Origin of the sequence: Limosilactobacillus reuteri subsp. simiae (genome assembly GCF_020784875.1) — a bacterium.
Taxonomy (GTDB): domain Bacteria; phylum Bacillota; class Bacilli; order Lactobacillales; family Lactobacillaceae; genus Limosilactobacillus; species Limosilactobacillus reuteri_H.
Genome location: NZ_JAJGUI010000006.1, coordinates 28,788 through 51,166, shown reverse-complemented (window position 1 = coordinate 51,166; position 22,379 = coordinate 28,788). Strand labels below are relative to the sequence as shown.

The 22,379-nt window shown below is 36.8% G+C and carries 23 protein-coding genes, 1 rRNA gene and 1 riboswitch; of the genes, 9 read left to right on the top strand and 15 right to left on the bottom strand.

The window, feature by feature from the left end; all coding sequences use genetic code 11:
• A 5S ribosomal RNA gene (gene rrf / locus LMC10_RS00685) occupies window positions 1-99 on the top strand; the annotation flags it as partial.
• 412 nt (window positions 100-511) lie between these two features.
• Here the strand turns inward: rrf and LMC10_RS00680 are convergent.
• Window positions 512-1,153 (bottom strand): phosphatase PAP2 family protein, encoded by a 642-nt coding sequence (locus LMC10_RS00680; protein ID WP_229268650.1) that lies wholly within the window; start codon window positions 1,151-1,153, stop codon window positions 512-514.
• A gap of 142 nt (window positions 1,154-1,295) precedes the next feature.
• On the opposite strand from LMC10_RS00680, the gene LMC10_RS00675 reads away from it, so the two are divergent.
• Together LMC10_RS00675 and LMC10_RS00670 are read left to right on the top strand one after the other, a co-directional pair.
• Window positions 1,296-3,602: a glycoside hydrolase family 31 protein gene (locus LMC10_RS00675; protein ID WP_229268649.1), complete on the top strand. Its 2,307-nt coding sequence runs from the start codon at window positions 1,296-1,298 to the stop codon at window positions 3,600-3,602.
• Window positions 3,603-3,760: 158 nt separating this feature from the next.
• Window positions 3,761-5,020, top strand: coding sequence for a chloride channel protein (locus tag LMC10_RS00670; RefSeq protein WP_229268648.1), 1,260 nt, complete (start codon window positions 3,761-3,763; stop codon window positions 5,018-5,020).
• 64 nt (window positions 5,021-5,084) lie between these two features.
• Here the strand turns inward: LMC10_RS00670 and thiE are convergent, their stop codons facing one another.
• From thiE to thiM, 3 genes are read right to left on the bottom strand one after another with little or no spacing between them, the layout of a single operon-like run.
• Window positions 5,085-5,732 carry a thiamine phosphate synthase gene (gene thiE, locus LMC10_RS00665; RefSeq protein ID WP_229268647.1) on the bottom strand — a complete coding sequence of 216 codons (648 nt, stop codon included), beginning with the start codon at window positions 5,730-5,732 and terminating at the stop codon, window positions 5,085-5,087.
• Window positions 5,729-6,547, bottom strand: a complete 819-nt coding sequence (thiD, locus tag LMC10_RS00660; protein ID WP_229268646.1) for a bifunctional hydroxymethylpyrimidine kinase/phosphomethylpyrimidine kinase — start codon at window positions 6,545-6,547, stop codon at window positions 5,729-5,731. The genes thiE and thiD overlap by 4 nt, the downstream gene beginning before the upstream one ends.
• Complete coding sequence (gene thiM / locus LMC10_RS00655; protein ID WP_229268645.1) at window positions 6,540-7,349, bottom strand: hydroxyethylthiazole kinase; 810 nt, start codon at window positions 7,347-7,349, stop codon at window positions 6,540-6,542. The genes thiD and thiM overlap by 8 nt, the downstream gene beginning before the upstream one ends.
• A 57-nt stretch (window positions 7,350-7,406) precedes the next feature.
• A riboswitch (TPP riboswitch) is annotated at window positions 7,407-7,512 on the bottom strand.
• A 115-nt stretch (window positions 7,513-7,627) separates the two neighbouring features.
• On the opposite strand from thiM, the gene LMC10_RS00650 reads away from it, so the two are divergent.
• Both LMC10_RS00650 and LMC10_RS00645 read left to right on the top strand, forming a co-directional pair.
• Window positions 7,628-7,933 carry a hypothetical protein gene (locus LMC10_RS00650; RefSeq protein WP_035156433.1) on the top strand — a complete coding sequence of 102 codons (306 nt, stop codon included), beginning with the start codon at window positions 7,628-7,630 and terminating at the stop codon, window positions 7,931-7,933.
• Window positions 7,934-9,835, top strand: coding sequence for a DUF6933 domain-containing protein (locus tag LMC10_RS00645; RefSeq protein WP_229268644.1), 1,902 nt, complete (start codon window positions 7,934-7,936; stop codon window positions 9,833-9,835).
• A 175-nt stretch (window positions 9,836-10,010) separates the two neighbouring features.
• On the opposite strand, the gene LMC10_RS00640 is transcribed toward LMC10_RS00645, so the two are convergent.
• The 3 genes from LMC10_RS00640 to LMC10_RS00630 form a co-directional block, all read right to left on the bottom strand.
• On the bottom strand, window positions 10,011-10,676 hold the full coding sequence (locus tag LMC10_RS00640; protein ID WP_065532979.1) for a Crp/Fnr family transcriptional regulator: 666 nt from the start codon (window positions 10,674-10,676) through the stop codon (window positions 10,011-10,013).
• 798 nt (window positions 10,677-11,474) lie between these two features.
• A complete protein-coding gene (locus LMC10_RS00635) occupies window positions 11,475-11,912 on the bottom strand; it encodes a hypothetical protein (protein WP_229268643.1) in 438 nt (145 codons plus the stop codon).
• A gap of 15 nt (window positions 11,913-11,927) precedes the next feature.
• Entirely contained in the window at window positions 11,928-12,887 is a 960-nt protein-coding gene (locus tag LMC10_RS00630; RefSeq protein ID WP_229268642.1) for a hypothetical protein, read from the bottom strand.
• Window positions 12,888-13,021: 134 nt separating this feature from the next.
• Here LMC10_RS00630 and LMC10_RS00625 point away from each other — a divergent pair, with 134 nt between their 5' ends.
• Entirely contained in the window at window positions 13,022-14,041 is a 1,020-nt protein-coding gene (locus tag LMC10_RS00625) for an ABC transporter substrate-binding protein (protein WP_229268641.1), read from the top strand.
• A 60-nt stretch (window positions 14,042-14,101) separates the two neighbouring features.
• Here the strand turns inward: LMC10_RS00625 and LMC10_RS00620 are convergent, their stop codons facing one another.
• The 3 genes from LMC10_RS00620 to LMC10_RS00610 are packed head-to-tail and all read right to left on the bottom strand — an operon-like array spanning window position 14,102 to window position 16,312.
• Window positions 14,102-14,878: an ABC transporter ATP-binding protein gene (locus tag LMC10_RS00620; protein WP_229268640.1), complete on the bottom strand. Its 777-nt coding sequence runs from the start codon at window positions 14,876-14,878 to the stop codon at window positions 14,102-14,104.
• Complete coding sequence (locus tag LMC10_RS00615) at window positions 14,875-15,870, bottom strand: FecCD family ABC transporter permease (RefSeq protein ID WP_411377797.1); 996 nt, start codon at window positions 15,868-15,870, stop codon at window positions 14,875-14,877. Before LMC10_RS00615 ends, LMC10_RS00620 begins: the two co-directional genes overlap by 4 nt.
• Window positions 15,863-16,312 carry a flavodoxin domain-containing protein gene (locus LMC10_RS00610; protein ID WP_229268638.1) on the bottom strand — a complete coding sequence of 150 codons (450 nt, stop codon included), beginning with the start codon at window positions 16,310-16,312 and terminating at the stop codon, window positions 15,863-15,865. The genes LMC10_RS00615 and LMC10_RS00610 overlap by 8 nt, the downstream gene beginning before the upstream one ends.
• A gap of 130 nt (window positions 16,313-16,442) precedes the next feature.
• Between LMC10_RS00610 and LMC10_RS00605 the strand changes: the two genes are divergently transcribed.
• The 3 genes from LMC10_RS00605 to LMC10_RS00595 are packed head-to-tail and all read left to right on the top strand — an operon-like array spanning window position 16,443 to window position 18,329.
• Entirely contained in the window at window positions 16,443-16,844 is a 402-nt protein-coding gene (locus LMC10_RS00605) for a molybdenum cofactor biosynthesis protein MoaE (protein ID WP_267866667.1), read from the top strand.
• The gene (locus LMC10_RS00600) at window positions 16,844-17,089 is read left to right on the top strand and encodes a MoaD/ThiS family protein (RefSeq protein WP_229268637.1); all 246 of its coding nucleotides are present in this window, start codon (window positions 16,844-16,846) and stop codon (window positions 17,087-17,089) included. Before LMC10_RS00605 ends, LMC10_RS00600 begins: the two co-directional genes overlap by 1 nt.
• 46 nt (window positions 17,090-17,135) lie before the next feature.
• Entirely contained in the window at window positions 17,136-18,329 is a 1,194-nt protein-coding gene (locus tag LMC10_RS00595) for a nitrate/nitrite transporter (protein ID WP_229268636.1), read from the top strand.
• Window positions 18,330-18,388: 59 nt separating this feature from the next.
• Here the strand turns inward: LMC10_RS00595 and LMC10_RS00590 are convergent, their stop codons facing one another.
• The 5 genes from LMC10_RS00590 to LMC10_RS00570 all read right to left on the bottom strand — a co-directional run bounded on the left by LMC10_RS00590 (window position 18,389) and on the right by LMC10_RS00570 (window position 22,349).
• On the bottom strand, window positions 18,389-19,297 hold the full coding sequence (locus LMC10_RS00590) for a polyprenyl synthetase family protein (RefSeq protein WP_229268635.1): 909 nt from the start codon (window positions 19,295-19,297) through the stop codon (window positions 18,389-18,391).
• 4 nt (window positions 19,298-19,301) lie between these two features.
• Window positions 19,302-20,270 carry a hypothetical protein gene (locus LMC10_RS00585; RefSeq protein ID WP_229268634.1) on the bottom strand — a complete coding sequence of 323 codons (969 nt, stop codon included), beginning with the start codon at window positions 20,268-20,270 and terminating at the stop codon, window positions 19,302-19,304.
• A gap of 5 nt (window positions 20,271-20,275) precedes the next feature.
• The gene (locus tag LMC10_RS00580; RefSeq protein WP_019253233.1) at window positions 20,276-20,548 is read right to left on the bottom strand and encodes a hypothetical protein; all 273 of its coding nucleotides are present in this window, start codon (window positions 20,546-20,548) and stop codon (window positions 20,276-20,278) included.
• 96 nt (window positions 20,549-20,644) lie between these two features.
• Window positions 20,645-21,298 carry a response regulator gene (locus LMC10_RS00575; RefSeq protein WP_229268633.1) on the bottom strand — a complete coding sequence of 218 codons (654 nt, stop codon included), beginning with the start codon at window positions 21,296-21,298 and terminating at the stop codon, window positions 20,645-20,647.
• Entirely contained in the window at window positions 21,291-22,349 is a 1,059-nt protein-coding gene (locus LMC10_RS00570; RefSeq protein WP_229268632.1) for a sensor histidine kinase, read from the bottom strand. The genes LMC10_RS00575 and LMC10_RS00570 overlap by 8 nt, the downstream gene beginning before the upstream one ends.
• Between the last annotated feature and the right edge of the window lie 30 nt (window positions 22,350-22,379).

The following is a 22,379-nucleotide window of genomic DNA, read 5'->3' as shown; positions in this document are numbered from 1 at the left end:
AAGGATACACCTGTACCCATGCCGAACACAGAAGTTAAGCTTCAACACGCCGAAAGTAGTTGGGGGATCGCTCCCTGCGAGGATAGGACGTTGCCACGCTATAGCAAAAGGACATGCACTGTATTAAACAATGCATGTCCTTTTTTATACGCCTTGAATCTAGCTAGGCAGTAAAAGGTAAGTAGTAAATATCAATACGTCTAGCCGGTGCTACCCAAGATCTCTTATAACTTATAAGGAGATTTTTTATTTATGGCAGAACAACATAAAATTATCACTCCCGTTTTCAAAAATAACCCACGTAATTTTAAGAAACAGTTTTTTTACAGCACATTCTACCGCTTAATTATTTTTTTAGGAAACTTAATTCTATTTTAGCTCCAGATATCGTTACGGAAAACAGACATACAAAAGGATGTTATGGATTAGAATTATATAGCGATTCGTTTATCTGAAAAATAAAACACCAAACTATAACTTTTACATCAATTATAGCTCAGTGCTTTACTAATTAGACTTTATTGACTGGTTTTTGTAACCAATGAAAGAAAATAGCGCGCTGACTATTAGCTAATAACCACCATCCGGTAGCTAAGAAGAAGGCCCCAATTACATCGGAAGTAAAATGAGCCCGTAAATAAACTCGCGAATACATAATAATAATAATCCATAGTGCGCCGAGGATTTCTAATAATACCTTCTGCCATTTAACTTTACAATAGGGTAAAAGAAGAGCTAAGATCGTAAAAGTAAAAATAACTGTTGAAAAGGTATGTCCACTTGGAAAACTATATCCACTAACATCAATTAACCGATAGGGAGGACGAAGACGAGTAACGCTATACTTGATTAATATTACTAAACAGTAACCGATAAATTGTAACATACCATACCAAACGCTATCGGTTGCTCTTCCGCGACGCCATAATAGAAGCATTAAGCCGATTGTTATAATGCCAACTGTAACTGGGTCACCCATAAAAGTTAATTCGGTTAGAATATTAGTTTTGATCTCAGATACTGGAGTGGTTAGGGCAAAGCCACCCGCATCAATTGAACGAATAAATAAAGATTTAGTTAAAACATTGAAGAGTAATACTCCGAATAGAATCCAACAAAAAAGTCCGAATCCAATTTGTGCTTTTTTATGCATTATTTATAAGCCTCATTCATTTTCATTATTACAATTAATTATATCCCATTTATTCTTAAAAAGTTATCCTCCCTCTACGAAAACGTTTACATTTAAAATAAATGCGATACAATAAAAGTAAAAAAGTGGAAGGACGATATTAATGAATAACCAATTACGTGGATATGCAATTGTTGATCAAAGGGTTACGATTAATTATCAAAACAGTTCAATTATTTTATCAGTTATTACGCCTGAAATCATTCGAGTATTTCAAGATCACGGTGAAAAAGGAGCATCATATGCCATTGAAGGCGATAAGACAATTAAAACTAAATTTACAGTTTTAGATCATGGTGACCATCTTGAATTAACTACGGCAGCGTTAATTGTAAAAATATACGACAACGAGAAAATGGATGTATATGACAAGGAAGGTCATCCATTAGTCATTGATTATCAGGGTAAGCGAACACCGATTGACCGTGGACTAGATGAGGCTCATGCAAAATTAGTTGCCGCCGAAGGGCATGATATTGCTGGTGGAAGTGACCAAGATAAGACATATTTTGAGGTAATTAAATCTTTAGCCACTGATGAACAGATATATGGTCTTGGTGATAAAACTGGGTACTTGAATAAACGTGGCTACGAATACGATAACTGGAACACTGATAATCCAGCACCTCAAGTAGAAAGTTTTACCCGGCTTTATAAATCTATTCCTTTCATGTTAGGCTTGAAGAACGGTCATCCATACGGCCTTTTCTTTGATAATCCTTATCGGAGTCATCTTGATTTGGGAAAAGAAAATGCTAATTACTACTTTTATTCCGCAGTTGCTGGTAATCTTGATTATTACATTATCGGTGGTCCGCACTTGAGCGATATTGTTACAAATTATACTTACCTTACTGGGCGTGTTCCATTGCCACAAAAATGGGTACTTGGTTATCAGCAATCGCGTTGGGGGTACAGTGTAAGTCCTGAAAAAGTTCAAGAAATTGCGACTAAACTGCGAGAAAATGATCTTCCTTGTGATGTGATCCATTTTGACATTGACTATATGGATGGTTACCGAGTATTTACTTGGAACAACGAAAAGTTTACTGATCCTCAAGCATTTGTTTCAAAGTTGAGAGACCAAGGATTTAGAGTAATGCCGATTATTGATCCCGGTGTTAAGCAAGATAAAAAGTATAAAATTTATAAAGAAGGAGTTAAGAAAGGATACTTTGTTAAGAATCCAGATGGGACCGTTTATGTTAATAAGGTTTGGCCTGGTGATGCTGTTTTTCCTGATTTCGGCCGAGAAGAAGTACAGCAATGGTGGGCTGATAACTGCAAATACCTTGTTGATACCGGAACAGCAGGGATTTGGGACGATATGAACGAACCAGCATCATTTGAAGGTGAAATCCCTGATAATATTGTCTTTAGTGACGGAAAATACCCTTCTACCCATAAGAAATTGCATAATGTTTATGGACATAATATGGCAAAGGCCACTTACAATGGATTAAAGAAATACAGCCATAAACGACCTTATGTCATTACTCGGGCTGCTTATGCGGGAACGCAAAAGTATTCAACCGTCTGGACAGGTGATAACCAAAGTTTGTGGCCTCATCTACAAATGATGATTCCTCAATTATGTAATTTAGGAATGAGTGGCTTTACCTTTGCGGGAACTGATATTGGTGGATTTGGTGCAGATGCCACGGCCGAAATGCTAACACGGTGGATTGAGGCAGCCTTATTTAGTCCTCTCTATCGTAATCACGCTTCAATGGGAACCCGTGCACAAGAACCTTGGGTATTCGGTGAACCAACGCTCTCAATCTACCGGAAGTATTTAAAGTTAAGATATCGTTTTATTCCATTCTTATACGATCTTTGTTACAAGGAGACAAAGAATGGGCTCGGAATAATGCGTCCGTTAGTATTAAACTACGATCAGGATCCTACTGTTCGGACAATGAACGATGAATATATGGTTGGCGATGAATTACTAGTTGCTCCCGTAGTTCAAGAAGGCCAAAATACACGAGCAGTATACTTACCAGCAGGAGAGTGGATTGACTTTTGGAACGGTGTTGAATATGCAGGTAAGCGGTCAATTTTAGTAGAAGCGCCAATTGATAAGTTACCATTATTCGTTAAAAAGAATACGATTATTCCATGGGGACCTGAAGTAAGTCATATTAGTGATGAACCTAACGAAACAATGACCTTCCGCTTATATGGACAACATGCCTCATATATTCATTACCAAGATAACGGCCTTGACTTTGCTTATCAAAGTGGTGAATACAACCTTTATCAAATCAAGGCTTCTCAAAATAGAGTAACAATAGATATGTCTCATAATGGTTATGATAAAAATTACCGGAAGATCTTTGTAGAATTAACTGATCAAAAATTAACATTTGAATTTAATCCCCAAACACAAACATATGTCCAACAATAATCTGAGATAGAAGATAAGACCGAGGAAGAAGTTTAGCGCGTATTCTTCGGTCTTATTTTAGTTTACATAATATTCAACATAGTGAGAGATTGTTGTTATCTTTTTACATTCATCCGTGATAAACTGGAAGTTGATTTATTTTTATAGGAGACGAGAAGATGAAAGAAACGCAAGAGAACATTCCATTAGCTATTGCAACGGTTGTTCTTGGAATAGTTGTTGGTTTTAGCTCATTGATCCTTAGCGCTATTCTAGATTTAACAGAGCACTATTTTTTAAACTTTAACGAGACAAATAAGATTCCAGTTAATATTAATATTTTTCCTCTTCATCGATTTGCCTCAGTGCTAATAGGGGGGATAATTGCTACAATTATTTGGTACTTTCTTCAACGTCATTATCATCCGGTTAGTATTAAGAATGCCCTGAATGGTAAAGAGATGCCGTTAAGAAAAACATTTATTCACGTGGTTACCCAGATCTTTTTCGTAGGGACTGGGAATTCCATCGGTCGTGAATTAGCCCCACGAGAAGCAGGGGCTGCTATCGCTCAGAAATGGTCTCGAGTGCTTGATTCTTATCGGTGGTTGCACCTTAATGACGAAGATAAACGTTTATTAATCGCCGCTGCTGCTGGAGCTGGCTTTGCGGGGGTCTATATTGCACCTATTACAGGAACTGTTTTCTGTTTAGAAATTTTATACCGGCGCATTAATGCTCGTTCAGTTTCCGTTAGCTTAATTATGTCAGTAATTGCGACAATGATTGGTTCGATTTTAAAAGGATTCGAGCCATATTATATTGTCGGGAGTCGAGATTTCTCTTTGCTATCTGTTCCATTAGCAATTGTGCTAGGATTAATCCTTGGAGTAACCGGAACCTGGTTTAAACAAGGAGTTAAAGCAGCTTCTAGTAAACGGGCAACGGGTGAAAATATTTTTTGGCAATTACCACTTTTATCATTCTCAGCAGGAGCAATTGCAGCTTTTTATCCACAAATTATGGGAAACGGGCGGGGACTTGCTCAATTAGCCATGAATACGACCACCGTCAATTCTCAGGTCCTAGGAGCGCTCTTGTTTGGTCTAGTTGCTAAAGTAGTAGTTACCTTATTTACAATCAAATGTGGAGGCTATGGAGGAACACTGACGCCATCGATTGCCGCTGGAGCAGTTATTGGAGTATTTCTCGGTATTCCTTATATGCACTTCTTCCCGGTTGTTACCTTAACTCAGTGTGCAGTTATCGGGGCCTCATTGTTTTTAGCAGCGTCACAGCAGGCACCGTTAATAGCATTATTTATGTTATTTGAAGTTTGTCACCTTAACTTTACAGCTTTTCTTCCGTTGGGGATTGGAGTCGCAATTTCAATTGGAATTTCAAAGTGGATGCAGGAAGCAAAAGCAAGGACAAACTAACCTTTAGTAAAAATATTCCCTAATAAAATAGCAAGGCTGAAATTACTTCCAACCTTGCTATTTTTTATTTATACAAATTTTTCATTTTCTTTACAGTTGCTGCGAGATCCTTGCTATCAAAGACTAAGGAAATAACAGCTAGCCCTGCAACGCCAGTGTCATGAACAACTTTCATATTTTCTTCATCGATGCCCCCAATTGCAACTACAGGACGTTCGCTAATCATGTTTAAACGTTCAAGACGATTGATACCAATAGCAGCATCAGCGTCAGGCTTTGATTTTGTAGGGAAAACGGGACCACAACCAATATAATCAACAAAGTCCATTGTATTAGCACGTTCAACTTGTTCTGGTGTATTACAGGAATAGCCGATGAACATCTGATGACCTACAGCGACAGATACTTGTTCAATTTTAGTATCATTTTGTCCAACGTGAACTCCATCAGCGTTTATTTGCTGAGCCAATTCATAATCGTCATCAACAATCAATGGAATTCCATAGCGCGTACATAAAGTCCGTAATTCTAGTCCTAAGTCTACTCGTTCATTAGGCCGTAACTTCGAATTTCCCTTTTCTCGATATTGAAAGGCAGTGATACCGCTCTCCATTGCTAGCTCCACTTTTTCAAGAAATTTAACAACGTCATTATGGACATCTTGTGTTCCACCAACTAAGTATACTTGTAACATTTTTGGATCAAACATCATTTTAGATCGTCTCCTTCAATTTTAACCCAGTGATTAAGTGGGCCATGACCATGACCAACATTAATACCCTTGCTAATCGTCTTTTCAACATATGTCTTCCCAATCATAATCGCCTGTTCCATGGAGTGACCCTTAGCAATTTCCGCAGTAATACATGCAGAAATTGTATCACCAGTTCCGTGAGTATTTTTAGTATTAACACGGGGAGCAGTTAACCACATATCATTACCATCTTCAAATAAAATATAATCATCAGCCTTGTCTGAAGATTCTGCATGGCCACCTTTTATGAGAATATTTTTTGCTCCACGCATTTGCAATTCGCGGGCAGCCTTTTTAATATCATTTTTATCCCTTATTGCGATTCCCGTCAACTCACAAGCTTCTGGAATGTTTGGCGTAACCAGAGAGGCGAGGGGGATAAGTTCATCCCTTACAATTGAAATCGCATCATCACTAAGCAACTTTGCGCCACCCTTTGCTACCATGACCGGATCAACAATAAGCGGCCCTAAATCATATTTTTTTAAATTTCGTACAACCGCTCTTACGCGGATAGGGTCAGCCAGCATCCCCGTTTTACAAGCCCTAATTTTCAAATCATTAGCGATTGAAGCAAATTGCTCATCAATTAATTTTTCAGGCATTCGCAGGGCATCTTGCACTCCCAATGTATTTTGAGCTGTGACTGCTACAACTACCATCGCTGAGTATACGCCGCGCATTTGCATCGTTTTTACATCTGCTGGAATACCAGCACCACCGCCACTATCAGTTCCAGCAATTGTTAGAGCCTGGGGATAATCATTAATCAAGGTAATCTTCCTCACTTTCCTCAAAGAATTCTAGTAATGATTTCGTATCCATAATCGAAAGTTGGTCAAAAAATTGTACTTGCCACGAACCGAGTCCAACTGAATAACGGTTAGCTAATACTCCAGCAGCAGATACCAAAACCGTTGCAACAATACAAGCATCCCAAGTATTAGTAGTAGTCCCTAAAAATGCAGCGATGATACTAGAAAGCATGTCGCCACTACCCACATTCATCGTTAACATCTCGGCAGAAAAGGGATTTTCATAGATAACTTGCCCATCAGTTATTATGTCAGTTTCACCAGTTAAGACTACAATTGAATGGTAACGTCGAGCACACGTTTCGGCAATTTGAACCTGATTAGGAACTTTGCCAGCGTCGATTCCATGACTAGTATTGTCAGCTTCTACTAAAGCAGCAATTTCACTGGCGTTACCACGAATAACATCAAAATGAAAATCATTTAGCAATGAGTGGGCAAACTCTAAGCGAGATGGAATCGCACTTACCGCTACCGGATCTAAAACGAGGGGGGTGAGTGGCGTGGCAGCTCGCAAAACCGTCTTAATTTGTGTCGCCTGATGCTCATTGATTGTTCCGAGATTGATAGAAAGGGCATTCGCCAGTGCCACCATCTCATCTGCTTCAGTGGGCTCAACAGACATAATCGGCGACGCGCCGACAGCACTAACGGCATCGGCAACTTTATCAATTGTTATTAAATTGGCGAGATTAAGGACAATCGGGTTTTTAGTACGAACTCGATCGATCAGTGACCAGTCAATTTGACGTTGTACCATAAAATTAGCTCCTTAAATAAAAAATACTCAAGGTAGGAGATACACCTACTTTGAGTATTAAAGTTCGGTGCATTTTCCTACGCAAGCGTTAACTTACAGGTTCTAGAGTCCATGCATCACTGCATATCTCAGCCCAGCACTATGGGCACCCCTAATGCAATAAATTGTCTATTAATAGTATACCGCAAATTATTCTTTATGAATATTAATAAAGATAATTGGCAAAATGGGAATGATAATTGTAAAATGTAATAAATAAAAAGGTAGGAGAATTTAGAATGGAAGAAGAAATACGTCAAACTACTGATAAAGCTGAGGTTGTCATTATTAATGATGATACTAGTCAAAAATTGACATTTAGCAACGGGGGAGTAGACGGCGAATTTGAGATTATCGTCACAGATAAAAAGCCGGTACCAGAGCTCTTCCAACCTGTTGGCACCTTACCAGATGGAAAGTATACGATTAAAGGAAACTATGCTGGTCAAGACTATCGGGAAATTAAGTTGAATGGTGCTTATGAAGTCTATGGAAATCCAGAAGATGGAAATGTAATGATTACGGAAAGAGATGGGGGAAACTAAGTGTTTATTAACGTCGAAAAGAAAGCACAGAAGCTATTTAATACTTATCAAAAAGCAACAAACAAAGAGAATATGGCAATGGTCTTAGCTAATCCGCTTTTTTCATGGCATGCTACTTACTATACTGCTAAACGTAAAAAGAACATGATTTTCTTAAATGATGCTACTACGATGGCAATTGTCTTATTTGATGTAAATGCTAAAAATAAACAGACGATTAAAGATCGCTTTGAGAAACAACTAGCAATAATTTGGCAAGAATTAGGGTTGTCTGCCGACTCATTGGCAGATTACCTAGCCACAGGTGGGGATTGGCAGATCGGTAAAACGATTCACCCTTTACAAATAAAAACTATAACTAATTTTTATCAAGATGTCATAAGGCCACAAGCCAAAAACTTAGTCAATGAAGTAGACTTAGCAAAATCATTGGTTAAAAGGGTACAACAAAAGGGTAGGATTTATGTTGGTGAAGACGAGACGGTTAGGATAATCGAAATGGCTCAACCGTTTAACATTAAACACGTAAATTTAGAAGAATTGTACTTAAAAGAAATTACTAATAAGTTAAGAAGATTAAGTCAGGTAGATGGAGAAAAACTTACTGCCGATGGGGTTGATAATGCAATCCAACAAATTCAAGATGCAAATAATCGACTCTTAGACCTTTTCCTTGCTGATGCTAAACATAATTATAGTACTAAAACTATTCGCCGCTATCGAGATAACTTGCAATTTTATCTTAATGAATGGGTTGCCTATCGTTTAAGCACTATTTTTAATCTTGATATTCAGACTAGTGTCGATGAACTAGAATTTCACGGAGTAGGCAAAACAGAACGCACGAATATCAAGGCTTCTTTGAAAAAACTAGCGAAGTACTTGAAAGATCAAAATATCCTTAGTGATAATGAATATGATGACATTCTCGTATATACACAAAAAGACTCTGTCGATCTTGGGGAAGAGTACGGAGATGAAGATGATGATCAAGTAATAGAGGATTTTCTCGCTTCATTATTTAGTGAATCAGAGAAGCTTCCAGTAGTATTCAATCCACAAACTGATAAAATGCTGGACGAATATCTTAAATCATTCATTGCTTTGTATGGCCTTATTTCTGCCCAACAAGCTTACCAAATTATTCATTCGCAAAATCCCGCAATTGATAAAGAGCGATTTGATCAATACATTCAAAATAAATTCGACGAAATTACCATGGAATACTGTATCATTGATTTTAAAAAAGAATTTACGAATGTTGACATTGCTCCTGAAATTTTCATCTTTAGTCCACTTCTTATTAAAGATGAAAATAGGCTTCCTTCATTTTATAAACATCAACAGGGAATGATATACTATATTCCAGAAAAAGAAGTCTTAAGTGATAGCAACTTTAATCCATTTGCAAATATCAGCAACTATCAACAAGAATTAGAAGAACTGCTTGCAAACCAATATGGATTATCTGGAGACGACCTTAAAGGCGCTGCTTTCCTATCACTTTATCAATTGAAAATGAGTGATTATGGGCTTAAATTATCAAGTGTAAATGATGCAATCAATAAGGTTGTTGCATTCTTAAACGAGGAGCATGGCCTGAGTGTTAAACAGGATAAAGCTAATGAACCATTGATTAAAATCTTAGCATTAATTGCTACAAATATCCGGCGTCCATGGAACCGGGGATGGTCTAATTATGAATTGTTAAGGACCAAAGATATTGCTAAATTAGTATCTGAAATGGAAATTAATTTAGAAGAACCTAAACTGTCAAGTGAGATTATTAGTGGAATTCAAGCAGGCAGCATTAACCGTGATGAGTTGCTAGATTTTCTTGAAAATAGTAATTTACCGCCAAAAGTGATCTCAAAGCTATACAAACAAGCAGAAGAAATATAAAAAGATGGTGACGCGAGATATTTTTCTCGACGGTCACCATCTTTTTACTTATGAAGAAATTAAAATCAATTGGATGATAAAAATCTTCAAAATTCATTTTATTTCCATGTTAATTTAGTTAATATCAACGTTCAGGATATAAATAGCTATTAAAATTATGTTATATGCATAAGGCCTACTTAAACTCCTCCCAAAAAGCTGGCTTTATAATAATTTTTCTGTGATGTCGTTCTATCCAGCCCTTTGCTTCAAAATCCCTAAAATAACGGGAGAGACTTTCAGCACTAGTTCCTAAATAACTTGCAAGGTTTTTTAACGACATTGGGAGGGTAATAGAATTTTCTTCTTCGTTATAAGCAACATTATAAAGATCTTCTAAGTAGGCTACTAATCTGACATCAACGCGATAAAAAGATAGTAATTGTGCCTGTCTTTCTAATTCAACTGATTTTTTAGCGTTTAATTTTAAAAGATTTTGTCCAACTTGATGGTCTATTTTTAGTAGTTTGTGAAAATCTGCTTTATAGAGGATACACACTTCAGTCTTGGTTAGAGCAATACCATAAACTGTTGTATTGTGCAGATCGAACAAATAATTTTCTCCCCCGTAATCTCCAGCGCCAATAATTCGGATAATATGTTCTTTTCCATCTTTATTCAACTTATAAACTTTCATTTGGCCTAAAACAACAATAATTAGTTCATCTTGTGAATTCGGTGAAAAAATAAGATCTCCTTTGTTAAAAGCTTTGTGATGTAGTAAACTTTTAAGATACTCCTTACCCTCATTAGATAAATCATTAAATAGTGGGACACGATGTATATAATCTTTATTTTTCATAGCTATTATTCCTTTATTAAAATTTCAAAAGTTGATGTTCATCATTTTTTTGAATTTATTAATGAATTATAATTATCACAGGATATAAAATTGTATGTTTCAAACAGCTATGTATAGCAATTATGCGATAATAGAATGGAAAATGCAATAAAAAATTAAAAATAATTAAGAGGAGTTGATTAATATTTACTAAGTATTTTTATTAGAAAACCTACGGGGAAAATGAATTGATATAGGCTTTTTTGACATCATATATTCTTAGAGAATGCTATAAAATAACCAATTTAGTTAAAATGTTAACTCCATTCTTAAATGATAATACGTTTACCCCAAAAATAAATTTAGAGTATTTGAATACAGTTCATATACTCCTTCGACCGTACTAAATAACTTGTAATATGCGTATAAAATAATTGTTAGTTTTAATATAAAGTAGTTTATGATTAATAGCGCTACATTAACAAAATTACTTTCGGTAAAGTTACATTCTAAATTGATTTTTATTTATAGTTGATAACAAGAGGTCTAAATTTCATTAGGGAAGTTTTTTAATGGATTTGAAGGTGCTCCATCAAAAATTACTTCGTGAATACTTGTTTTATTTGATTATTTATAATAAAGCTCGTTATTAGGGATTCGAATCATCATATGATTTGAATTTATGGGTGGTTTTTTAGTAAAAGTTCGAATATAGAGAGTTGTATAGATGATGACACCCCTCACACAAATGTGAAGGGTGTCTTTTAATAATAAGTATATAAAAAATCGGCTCTCTAATAATTATCGATCATATATTGTTTATTGAAGACGGACATTTTCTTCTTTACCAACTTCTTCGTCAAAATAACCTAATCCATTTACTTCGAGTGTTTTTAGATAAGCTACCAATTCAATTGCGGAACTAGGACTCAATTCGTTTACTGCATTCAAACCAAGACCAGTGGGAACAGTTTCGCTCATTGCTGTAATTTGGTTATCATTCTCAATATGAACTTGTGAGCAACTAATTGCCCAACGATTATTGACGTTTGGAGCAAAAATAAAGAAGAGGTTGAAATCGGCTGAAAGATATGCCGGTAAGAACCAGGCAATGTTATCTAATCGTTCTGGGTTGAGGTTACCTTGAAGCGCAAAACGATTGATATTTCCTTCACAAGGGATTGTTTTGAGCATAAACATGGTATTTTCAAACTCTCTCATCCCTAATTTCATTTCCGGTGTAATTTTGGGCTTCATATCATCTAAAATCTCCTAACTAAAGTTTTCACGGTAGTAGTTATACTTATTTCTTATATCTTGGAGTGGGGCGTCCATCACGTGCATTTTCCCATGGGTATCGAGCTTAAAATTGTTTGCGATTACCTGATTGAACTGCAAGCGGAGACGAGGATATTGGATGAGTATTTTCTCAATGTTAGTTGACATAATATCAAGAGCGGCAAGATATTTGGGGACAAGAATTTTCTTAAATTCGTTAAACGTATCTGCAATCACCTCAGCATAGGCATGGTCAGCATATTTTAGTTCGTTTTCCTCTAATTTATCGTAATACTCCCTGCTTGTCAGGCCACGTTCATTTTTGATGTTGTATTGCTCATCGTATTGGTGGGTAAGATAAGAATCCCAGTCACGATAGCAATAAGTAATCATTTGAATTACTAATTGTCGTCCCTCGTAATTAACGTTTTTCGGAATCATCTTTCCTTGTGGATTTAACAAGTAAGGTCGGATTAGCTGTCGCGTTACAATATCATAAAAGGTTCCTGGCACAAGTTCCTTATCTTGACTATCCTCATATAAATCTCCGGAACCTTCAAGCTTTTTTAGTTTACGGAGACTTTCACGAGTTTGGCTGACGGCATAAATAACATCTTCAATCTCTTGATCAATTATTTCACGTTTACTAATCGTTTGTAAGAGGTTTGTGTAGAGCCGGATTAAATTATGGAGTTCAGACTGCTGATTAGGGTAGAAACCGTCTTGTTGCTGATATTTTCTAGTTTCCCGTTCCAATTGTTGCTCAATTGCAAGTGCCTGATGCTCAATTTTAACAGGTAAGACTGGTTGCGAAAAGCTATCTTTAGCAAGCTGCTGAACTGCTTCACGGATGATTGGTCTCATTTCACGAAAATCCGGAAAATCAAAGAAATTTTGAAAATCATTAGCAAAGTTTAGGTGTTTATATACTGCTGATTTAAGATTTCGCTTCATAAAATATTCCTCCATTTTCTTTGATTTTAATACGAAAAAGAGTAAGAAAATATTAGGGAATTAGATAAAAACCCTTATTTTATTTGTATTTAACTCGCCTATAATTAAATATAAATAAAATAGAGGAGACCATAATGAAAAAATTATTGAAACTTTTAGCAATCTTTTTACTGTTTAGTAGTATTATTAGCAGTTCGGCGATGGCTAGTTCAACAAGAACCGTAACAGATATGACAGGGGAGAAAATAAAGATCCCAAAGAAAGTTAACCGTGTTGCTGACTTATGGCATGCTAATAATCAGGTTGTGCTGTTATTAGGGGGACAAAACAAACTAGTTGCCACTACTCCTCTTGTTAAGAAACAACATTGGTTCACAGTGGTAGATCCAAAAATTGCTAAAGTTGCTGCGCCATTAGCAGGCAATCAAATTCAAGTTGAAGAATTGGTAAAAATAAAACCGGACGTTGTAATTGCTTCCGATCAAGCTCAAATAAAGGAATCCCGTCAAGCAAAACTACCAACAGTTAACGCAATGTATACTGATTTTGCTGGGTTAAAGAAATCGGTCACATTAACTGCAGAGATTTTAGGGGGAAATTCTCCAAAGATTGCTCGGCAATACAATAAAGAATTAACAAACAACATTAATCTTGTTAAGCAGCATTTGAAGAGCCGAAAATCAACGCCAACGGTTCTTCATATTGTTAATGCAACAGATCTTACCAAGGTTGACGGACAAAAAACAATTGTTAACGAATGGATTAAACTAGCAGGTGGAAAGAATGCTATTTCTAAAAAGGGAAATCAAATTTCAGTTACGCCTGAAGAATTGATTAAAGCGAATCCAGATGTAATTATCGTTGGTAGTACATCTACTGCCCAAGCGCGAAAAGCGTTACGTGCTAACAGTCAGCTAAGTCAATTGAAGGCTGTGCGCGAAAACAAAGTATACGGAAATCCTCAAGGGACCTTCCCATGGGATCGTTATAGTGCGGAAGAAGCACTTCAAGTCTTATGGGCAGCTAAGACTCTTCATCCCCAAGAAATGAAGAATATTAACATGGTCTCTGAAGTTCAAAAATTTTACCAAAAATACTACCACTACAATTTAACAGTTAAACAGGCAAAGCAAATTTTAGCTGGTGAAAATTAGCATAAAAAAAGCATCCCCTAAACTGGATATTAATTATCCAAAGCAAGGGGATGTTTTTAACTAGAGCTTAATTTGACAAGTATATCGTTGTAATCGGGGGAGGTAAGTAAGAGTTAGTGGAACCTGATAGATCCTTTCTAGCTGTTCAGTTGTCATTAACTCCTCACACGATCCAGTAAGCATGGAACCTTTTGAATCAAGAAGGCCGATTGTAGTTGGTAGCATTAAAGCATGGTCTGGAAGGTGGGTAGTAAGAATAATGGTGATTTTTTGTTGAGCTAAGTCTTGAATTAGTTTTAATATTTCGTACTGTCGACTTAAATCAAGGGCAGCCATAGGTTCATCGAGAATTAACAAGCGCGGTTGTTGAAGTAGGGCTCGAATAATCGTAATTAGTTGCTGTTGACCACCGCTTAATGAGATAAAGGGATGATCACGAAAAGGTGAAAGATGAAAACGTTGTAAATAGGTTTCAGCAAGTTGAACGTCTTTCTGATGCGGAGTTTGGAGAAAAGAAAGGTAAGGTGCACGACCAGTTAATAGATAATCAACTACTGTGAGATTGGAATTAATATGATAATCCTGAGGAACATAGGCAACTTGTTGTGCAAGCGTTTTGTGCTTCAAATTTCCAAGCTCTTTTCCGTTAACTATTACGGTTCCTTCATTTGGTGTCAAAAGTCCGACTAAACAGTGGAGAAGAGTTGATTTTCCAACACCGTTAGGGCCAAGGATAGTAAATACCTCTCCAGCTTCGAGACTAAAGTTAACGTTGTGAAAGACCGGATGTGTTTTTGAATAGGCAAAACTAAGGTTATTAACTTCGAGGACTTTCAATTTAATTGCACCTTCTTCTTCATTAGAATATAAACAAATAAGGGTGCGCCGATGAAGCCAGTTAGGATACTTAATGGAATTTCCCCTGCCGATAGGGATCGAGCCATTGTATCGACAATTAACAAAAATAGCGCACCAATAACTGCTGCAAGGGGAAGAGTTTCTTTTGTATTATCCCCAACTAAAAGTCGAGCAATATGCGGAATTACAAGTCCAATCCAGCCAATATTTCCGCTAAGACAAACTGTTGCAGCGGTTAAAAACGTGCTGGCGGTAATTATCAGTAGTTGCTCCATATCCACATTAATTCCTTCTAAACGTGCTTGTTGGTTGCCAAGTGAAAGAATTGTCATATGCCAGCGAAGAACGAGTAGAATTATTGTACCTATAATCAAAAAGGGAAGAACAGCAATAATATTCGAAAAATCAACTTTTGCTAAACTACCTAGTTGCCAGTAGACAATACTTTGTAATTGTGAATCTGGATCAGCAATGTACTTTAATAATCCAACTAATGCCTGCATAAAACCAGAAATCACAATTCCGGCTAATACTAGAATTAAGGTTCCGCGCTGATGAAGGATTTGGGCAATCAATAAAGTTAAACTGACCGCAATAATTCCACCAACAAAAGCAAAAAGCTGAGTAAGTCCAATGCCATAGCCTAAGAGAATTGCACTAGCAGCCCCGGCGGCCGAACCATACGACACCCCTAAAATATCAGGTGAGACCAAAGGATTATGAAAAACACTCTGGAAAGAACAACCAGCCATTGCTAGACCAGCACCAATTAACAGCGCACCGATGATTCTAGGAAGACGAAGGTTAAAAATAATGTTTGCTGCGGCTGGATTACTTTGGGGATGAAGTAACGTTTGAAAGATTATGATTGGTGAATAATAGATCCGTCCACAAGAAAGAGCGAGAACGATTGTAACAATAACCAATAAAATTGCAGTAAAAAGTGTTAGATGATAATGATGCTTAGTAATTAGAATCTCTTCCTTTTCTTAAGAAATTAGTGATTTCATCAGTAACTGTTTGCTGAGCGGTTGGCAGGTCTTCATAGTCGATTTTTAATGAAGATGCTAATGGTGAGGCACCATGTTGACGCAATTGGTGATCAAAAATATTTACTGCGTTAGCAAATTTTGCTGGGCCAAAATTTTTATCTCCTACACCTGCAATATAATAAACCAGCCTTGGGAAAGAAAACTGACAAAGATAATTATAGAACTTTTCTTCAGAGGCTGTGAATTGTCCTTCCCCATAAGTACAGGGACAGAGGATAAGTAAGTCAATACTATCTAATTTTACTTGGAGAGCCTCCTTAAAAGAAAGAAAAATGGCAGACGGAAGTATAGTTTGATAAATAAAGTTTCCCAATTCGAAGTTATGACCGTAGAGTGTATCGTAGAGAATTAAAGTATTCATTGATTAATCGTCCTTTCATTCAGGTGCTAGTATAACAAGTCTCTTAAAATCCTATTATTAGGGATTTGACTAATTCTAAAGAACTATTATCTTGTGTAATAATAAGCATGATAAAGGCGGGTGATTATTGTTGCATTATTTACGAATAAGCGATGAACCCATTGATGTAAGTGAGATGTATAAACAGCTTGTTGCTCCAGAATACGGAGGAATTGATATGTTTGTCGGCACTGTTCGTCAATGGACTGGCGAGATCGAGACTACTAAGATTGAGTATTCAGCTTATCATCCCATGGCGGAAAAACAATTAGAAAAAATTGCAACACCGATTGAAGAACAAGGAGGACGCGTTGTTGTCGCTCATCGGACTGGTGAATTGACGCTTACTGATATCGCGGTATTTGTAGGTGTGGCGGCTCCGCATCGTGCAGAAGCATTCAAATGGTGCCAACATGTGATTGATACACTTAAGCATGAAGTACCAATCTGGAAAAAGGAATATGATACAGATAAGGTAAGGTGGGGAAACTAATGGAAATTAACGTTAAATTATTTGCGTTTTTACAAGATCAGTTAGGACCATCTATTACTCTTGATGTTGCTAATCCTATTCGAGTAGATGACCTTCTTAAGCAAATTAGCCAGCAGGCACCACAACTGACGTCAACTTTAGCAAATTCGCGGATAGCAATTAATCAAGAATTTGTTAACACAGATATAATTACCTTAGAGGCCAATGATGAAATCGCAATCATTCCGCCGGTTAGTGGTGGCTAGATTACTCTAGAAGATAGTTAGAATTACATAGGAGGAGGACTTGATTATGTCAAGTGTTAAAGATGTTGCTCATGGGAGTAGGCGAAATGCTTATACTGCATTGATCCTCTCCACGCTTGCAATGATTGTTTGTTTTATGTCGTGGTCTAACTTTGCGCCACTTGCATCCCAAATTGCTGAGATGTTCAATTTGGATGTATCGCAGCGAACGTTGTTATTAGCGACACCAGTACTTTTGGGATCAATTATGCGAATTCCAGTAGGGATCTTAAGTGATCGTTACGGCGGGAAAAAGGTTTATTTGATCTTAATGGCCTTTATTTTGATTCCACTAATTATGATTCCACATGTTCATTCATTTGGAATGTTGCTCTTTGCCGCATTGCTTGTTGGGATGTCAGGAACATCATTTGCTGTTGGGGTTTCTTATGCTTCAGTTTGGTTTCCACCAGAACAGCAAGGACTAGCCCTAGGAATCGTCTCGATGGGGAACATGGGAAATGCTGTGGCTGCTATGACTTTGCCTTACATTTCCAAGGCAGCGGGATTTGATAGTGTTTACTACTTTTTGATTATTCTTACAGTAATCTTTGGTGTTCTTTTCGCAGTCTTTTGTAAGGAAATGCCAGTTGATAAAAGTAAAACGATTAAGGGCGCATTGTCTGTTGCCGCGGACAGTGGAACATGGTATCTATCACTATTTTACTTCTTGACTTTTGGTTTATTTGTTGCATTTACAAACTTAACGCCAACATTCTTGACAGGGATGTTTCATTATACTCCTGTTACTGCCGGCCTTTATTCAGCATTATTTGCTTTCGTATGTACGTTAGTTCGTCCATTTGGTGGTTACCTTGCTGATAGAAAACGCCCCATGGCATTATTACAATGGGTCTTTGTAGCAATCGTTATTTTTGCTATTTGGATTATGCTTAGTTTTCACAATCAATTCATGTTTATCGCAGGGATTGTTTTGGTTGGTCTTTCTGCAGGAATTGGTAACGGGGTTGTCTTCAAAATGGTTCCATATGTATCCCAAGGTAATACGGGAGCGGTTACTGGTTTCGTTGGAGCAGTTGGTGGCTTAGGAGGTTTCTTTCCGCCACTAATTATTGGTTATATCTACCAATGGACAGGCAGTTATGAGCTTGGAATTGCACTCTTAGGGTTAACCGGTGTAATTTGTTGGTTTGCTCTATGGAAACATTACATTCATGGTGATGTTCACATCGTTAAATAATACATTGAAAAAATGGAGATGAGGGTAATTTTTCCCTAATCTCCATTTTTAGTTTTAAATTATTCTTTTTTTAATTTTTCAACTAATCGAAACAATTCATCCTGAGTTTGGCCAGCTGGTAACACTTTAATATCAAGGATTAGCTGGGAGAAGATATCAGCAATTAGTTGTTTGACATCATCAATTCGTTCAAGTGCTAATTGATGGGCTTGCTTAAACATTGCTTGTGAAGGACGATGATCTGACGAGAAGAAATTACTAAACCATTGTGGATTTTGTTGGCGAGCGAATAAAAGCGCCAAGGGATACTGACCACTCGTTATCATCTTTGTAAACGAGTTGAGATCATTACTAAGCTGTTGAAACTCATGTGTAATATAACTAGCAGTACCTAAGGCTTGACCAATCTGTCCCGCCAGTGAAACAACTTCCTTTCCTGCTCCACTAAGGACGGCACTTTGTTTTGCAGTCATTGCTCCAAGTAATCCCCATCGTGCTTTAACATCTGCTAAATAGTCAGCTACCTTAAATTGCTGATTATAGTTAAACTGTAGCCGTTGAATCTGTGCAAGCATCACATCTCCAGCGTCAGTTGTCAACTCCTCAATTACTTGTGGAGGATTACCCACAGTACTTAGGGAACGGACAAAGCGATTCATTAAGTAGCTCGCAACATATGAATAAGCTTTTTGACTAGCGAATTCCCCAGGAGTTAGGTTATTTGGCTGAAAAGAAGGAGGATTCAAATGAGTTGCTAATGCCAATAGTTCTGGTAGTTGAGCAGCTGTGATTTGATCAATTGTGAGTTCTTTTTCGTTGAAATAACTAAAAGCCTCAAAAAGCGACAACCTTAGCCGACGTTCTTCTTCACCAGTACTCAAGTTAATCATTTCGCGAACTATGGGAGGATATTGATAAATAATGGTTGCTAATGCATCTACCAACCGTTCATCTGGTGTTAAATTCACAATATCAGTCCTTAAATTTATTTACTTCAGCAATTATTTGTTCAGCAACGGGGATGAAGATATCACTGAAATACTCATTAAAATCAACATTTTTAATTTGTTTTTCAGTAAATTCTTGTGCACGATGAAAAGCATCATTACGCATATTAACGATGAGAGCTTCTCGTTGATGTTTAAGTCGCTTATGTAGTTTATTATTGTCATTACTCATGTAGAAATAATAGTAAATTTCATAGAAGGTATTATCAAGAACCCAAAAGAGGGTACTCCGTCGAATATTATCGCTTATCATTTCAGTAAAGGAATTTTTACCAAGAAGCTCATGGTTAGCAAAGGCTCCCGCAGATAATACGATTGCTTGAACTTCATGCATATCAGCCATGTAGCGGCAGAATTGGTTGATTTCATTTTCTGGAACACTAAATCCCAGCTTTTCTTTTCGTTCCGCCTCAGTCATCTTAGAAAAAGTGATCTGATACTCTTGCATCACATTCTGACTATCTGCAATCAAATCCTTTTCGATAGTCGTTAATAAAGCAAAATTATCCTGCATAAATTTCTTAACAGTTTGCCATATTTTCTCAATTTGCTCGTTAAAGTTTGTAAAAAGATCTTGCACGGTGCCTATTCTTTCTTTAACCACTTCTTTTTTTTCTGCATGAGGGGCATATTGGATTAGCAGAGGAATATCATCGTTATGTGCATCTAAACCGTGCTTGGATCGTTGTTCACTTTCATATTTTTTAAGTTCTTCAAGGTCAACAAGTCCGAGGGGCATTACATTAATTTCACCATTTGTAAGCATGATTTGTAAGGCAAACGGGGTTGTTGCTTCTTGATTCTTGACTAATGATTTTAAGGCATCAAATAATTTTTTACGATTTGCAAGTTCATTATCTGGGTCTGCGTAAAAGCCTGCAGTATAGATCGATTTATTTTCGTAATCTCGTTTTAACTTATCTTGGATATCCATCTTAATTAATTCTCCTTTGTTGATTGAGCAAGAAGTTGTGCAAGCTTATTACGACCGCGATCAGTTAAAACAGCATTTTTTAAATTTATCTCTGCTAATGTTGAACTAAATGATGCGTCGATAACTGCTCCAGAAATATATTGTTTTTCAATGGCGTATTTAGTTGTTAAAAATAAGTTAGAAACAGGATTAACTTGTCGACTATTAGTAAAGCGTTTACGAGCAATATCACTAAGAATTCCTCGTAATTCATCTTCTCGACTGAGATTCGTAGCCATTAAAAATCCACTCCTTTAATCATATTTTCTTTATTGTAGAAAAACATCGAAGTAAATAAAATCGGGGATTCTTCCTAATTAAGAATCCCCGCCTAGTTAAAGGTCAATTAAATGGTGATGAATAGCATATTGTACTAGTTCAACCCGTCCGTGTAAATGGAGTTTGCGTGAAATATTTGCTTTATGTGCTTCTACTGTCTTTGTTGAAATAAACATCTTTTGTGAGATCTCTTTATTTGAATATCCTAAAGCAATAAGCGGAAAGACTTCTTTCTCCCTTTTTGAAAGACTATTGTAGCCCTTTAGTTTTAAGGTATTACCAGATGCGTTTATTTCTCTAATATCTTTCTTACTGACGATGATATTTGCATCAAGGTACTTCTCGCCATTTATAACATGTTTTAGCGCATTAACAATTTCGCTATCTGGTGAACTCTTCAAAATATAAGACATTGCGCCATTTGCCATTGCCTTGTTGATATACTCCTGTTCTTCGTGCATCGAGAGAATGATAATTTTAACTTTTGGAAACTTGTCATGGATTCGCCGAGTCGTAATCAGACCATTTTCGCCAGGGGGCATACTTAGATCCATAATTAAGATATCAATTCCACCTTGTTCAACTCGAATATATGTATCAGTTCCACTCGCTGTCCCATCAATCACCGTAAAATTCGGCTGAAGATCGACTAAGTATGAAATTCCTGAGCGAACAATTGCGTGGTCGTCTGCAACTAAAACGTTATACATTTGTTCTCACCATATCCTTATTCAAAGTATTATTATAAGGAAACTTCACTTTGACTGTCGTTCCCTTATTAATTTTTGATGTAATTGTAAAGGCCCCGTTATATGCCTTAACGCGTTCATTCATATTCATTAATCCAAGTGAATGCCCATTAAATCCACTATGCTGATCAATATCAAATCCGATACCATTATCAAGAATCTCTAACTGAAGGTAACTATTGTGATCCGTAACAATAATACTTATTTCTGTTGAATGAGCATGTTTAATTGCGTTATTAATTGCCTCTTGTGTAATACGGTAAAGAACGTTTTGGATGTTTTTTTGTAATTTTTCAGCAGAGGTAAGGGCTATAACATTAATCGTGATTCCCGTACTATTTTGAAGACGTTTTGCTAAAGCTTTGATTGCTGGAATTAAGCCAAAATTATCAAGAACCGAGGGGCGAATATCAAGTGCGAGCCCTTTAATCTCTTTAAGGGTCGTTTGTAACTGCTTTTCGATTGCAGCACTCATTGATTGAAACTGCTCAGTGTTTCTTTGATTTTGCACCGTTGCTAATCTTTGAATGCCCATTATTGCTGCATAGATTCCCTGTGCAACACTATCGTGAAGATCTTGTGAAATTTTTTGCCGTTCCTTTTCGTGCGCTTCATTTACGTATTGATTAAGAATTCGGTGCTCTTCAACCTGAGAAAGACGCTGCTGTTGCTCACGATTTTCAAGAGTTAGGGCAAAGACATTTTCTTTATCATCAAGAGGACGGTAAACCATCGAAAAGTGAAAGGGATGAGTAGCATTGGAATGAAATGTTATCGGAACTGCAGCTCCTTTTAACCGCTTTTTAATCAGACATGACGCACAGTCATCATTTTCCAGTTGTGACCAAGCGTTCTTTCCAATTTGTAATAGGTAATTGACATCTAAATTAAGCATAGTAACTAACCGTTGTGCCGGCTCATTACTGACTAAAAGATCATCATTTTTAAATAAGAAGATTGCATCTGGTGATTGATTAAAATATTTTTGTATCCAATTAGCTGTTTCAAGCACGATCTGCTTCCTCCCCAATAAAATTCCCCA

Excerpts from the sequence above, each read along its gene's own strand:
- LMC10_RS00630 (WP_229268642.1), bottom strand. The coding sequence starts at position 12,887 with ATGAAGCGAAATCTTAAATCAGCAGTATATAAACACCTAAACTTTGCT.
- LMC10_RS00585 (WP_229268634.1), bottom strand. The coding sequence starts at position 20,270 with ATGGATATCCAAGATAAGTTAAAACGAGATTACGAAAATAAATCGATC.
- LMC10_RS00670 (WP_229268648.1), top strand. The coding sequence starts at position 3,761 with ATGAAAGAAACGCAAGAGAACATTCCATTAGCTATTGCAACGGTTGTT.
- LMC10_RS00635 (WP_229268643.1), bottom strand. The coding sequence starts at position 11,912 with ATGAAGCCCAAAATTACACCGGAAATGAAATTAGGGATGAGAGAGTTT.
- LMC10_RS00580 (WP_019253233.1), bottom strand. The coding sequence starts at position 20,548 with ATGGCTACGAATCTCAGTCGAGAAGATGAATTACGAGGAATTCTTAGT.
- thiE (WP_229268647.1), bottom strand. The coding sequence starts at position 5,732 with ATGATGTTTGATCCAAAAATGTTACAAGTATACTTAGTTGGTGGAACA.
- LMC10_RS00600 (WP_229268637.1), top strand. The coding sequence starts at position 16,844 with ATGGAAATTAACGTTAAATTATTTGCGTTTTTACAAGATCAGTTAGGA.
- LMC10_RS00610 (WP_229268638.1), bottom strand. The coding sequence starts at position 16,312 with ATGAATACTTTAATTCTCTACGATACACTCTACGGTCATAACTTCGAA.
- LMC10_RS00640 (WP_065532979.1), bottom strand. The coding sequence starts at position 10,676 with ATGAAAAATAAAGATTATATACATCGTGTCCCACTATTTAATGATTTA.
- LMC10_RS00680 (WP_229268650.1), bottom strand. The coding sequence starts at position 1,153 with ATGCATAAAAAAGCACAAATTGGATTCGGACTTTTTTGTTGGATTCTA.
- LMC10_RS00575 (WP_229268633.1), bottom strand. The coding sequence starts at position 21,298 with ATGTATAACGTTTTAGTTGCAGACGACCACGCAATTGTTCGCTCAGGA.
- LMC10_RS00650 (WP_035156433.1), top strand. The coding sequence starts at position 7,628 with ATGGAAGAAGAAATACGTCAAACTACTGATAAAGCTGAGGTTGTCATT.
- LMC10_RS00625 (WP_229268641.1), top strand. The coding sequence starts at position 13,022 with ATGAAAAAATTATTGAAACTTTTAGCAATCTTTTTACTGTTTAGTAGT.
- LMC10_RS00595 (WP_229268636.1), top strand. The coding sequence starts at position 17,136 with ATGTCAAGTGTTAAAGATGTTGCTCATGGGAGTAGGCGAAATGCTTAT.
- thiM (WP_229268645.1), bottom strand. The coding sequence starts at position 7,349 with ATGGTACAACGTCAAATTGACTGGTCACTGATCGATCGAGTTCGTACT.
- LMC10_RS00675 (WP_229268649.1), top strand. The coding sequence starts at position 1,296 with ATGAATAACCAATTACGTGGATATGCAATTGTTGATCAAAGGGTTACG.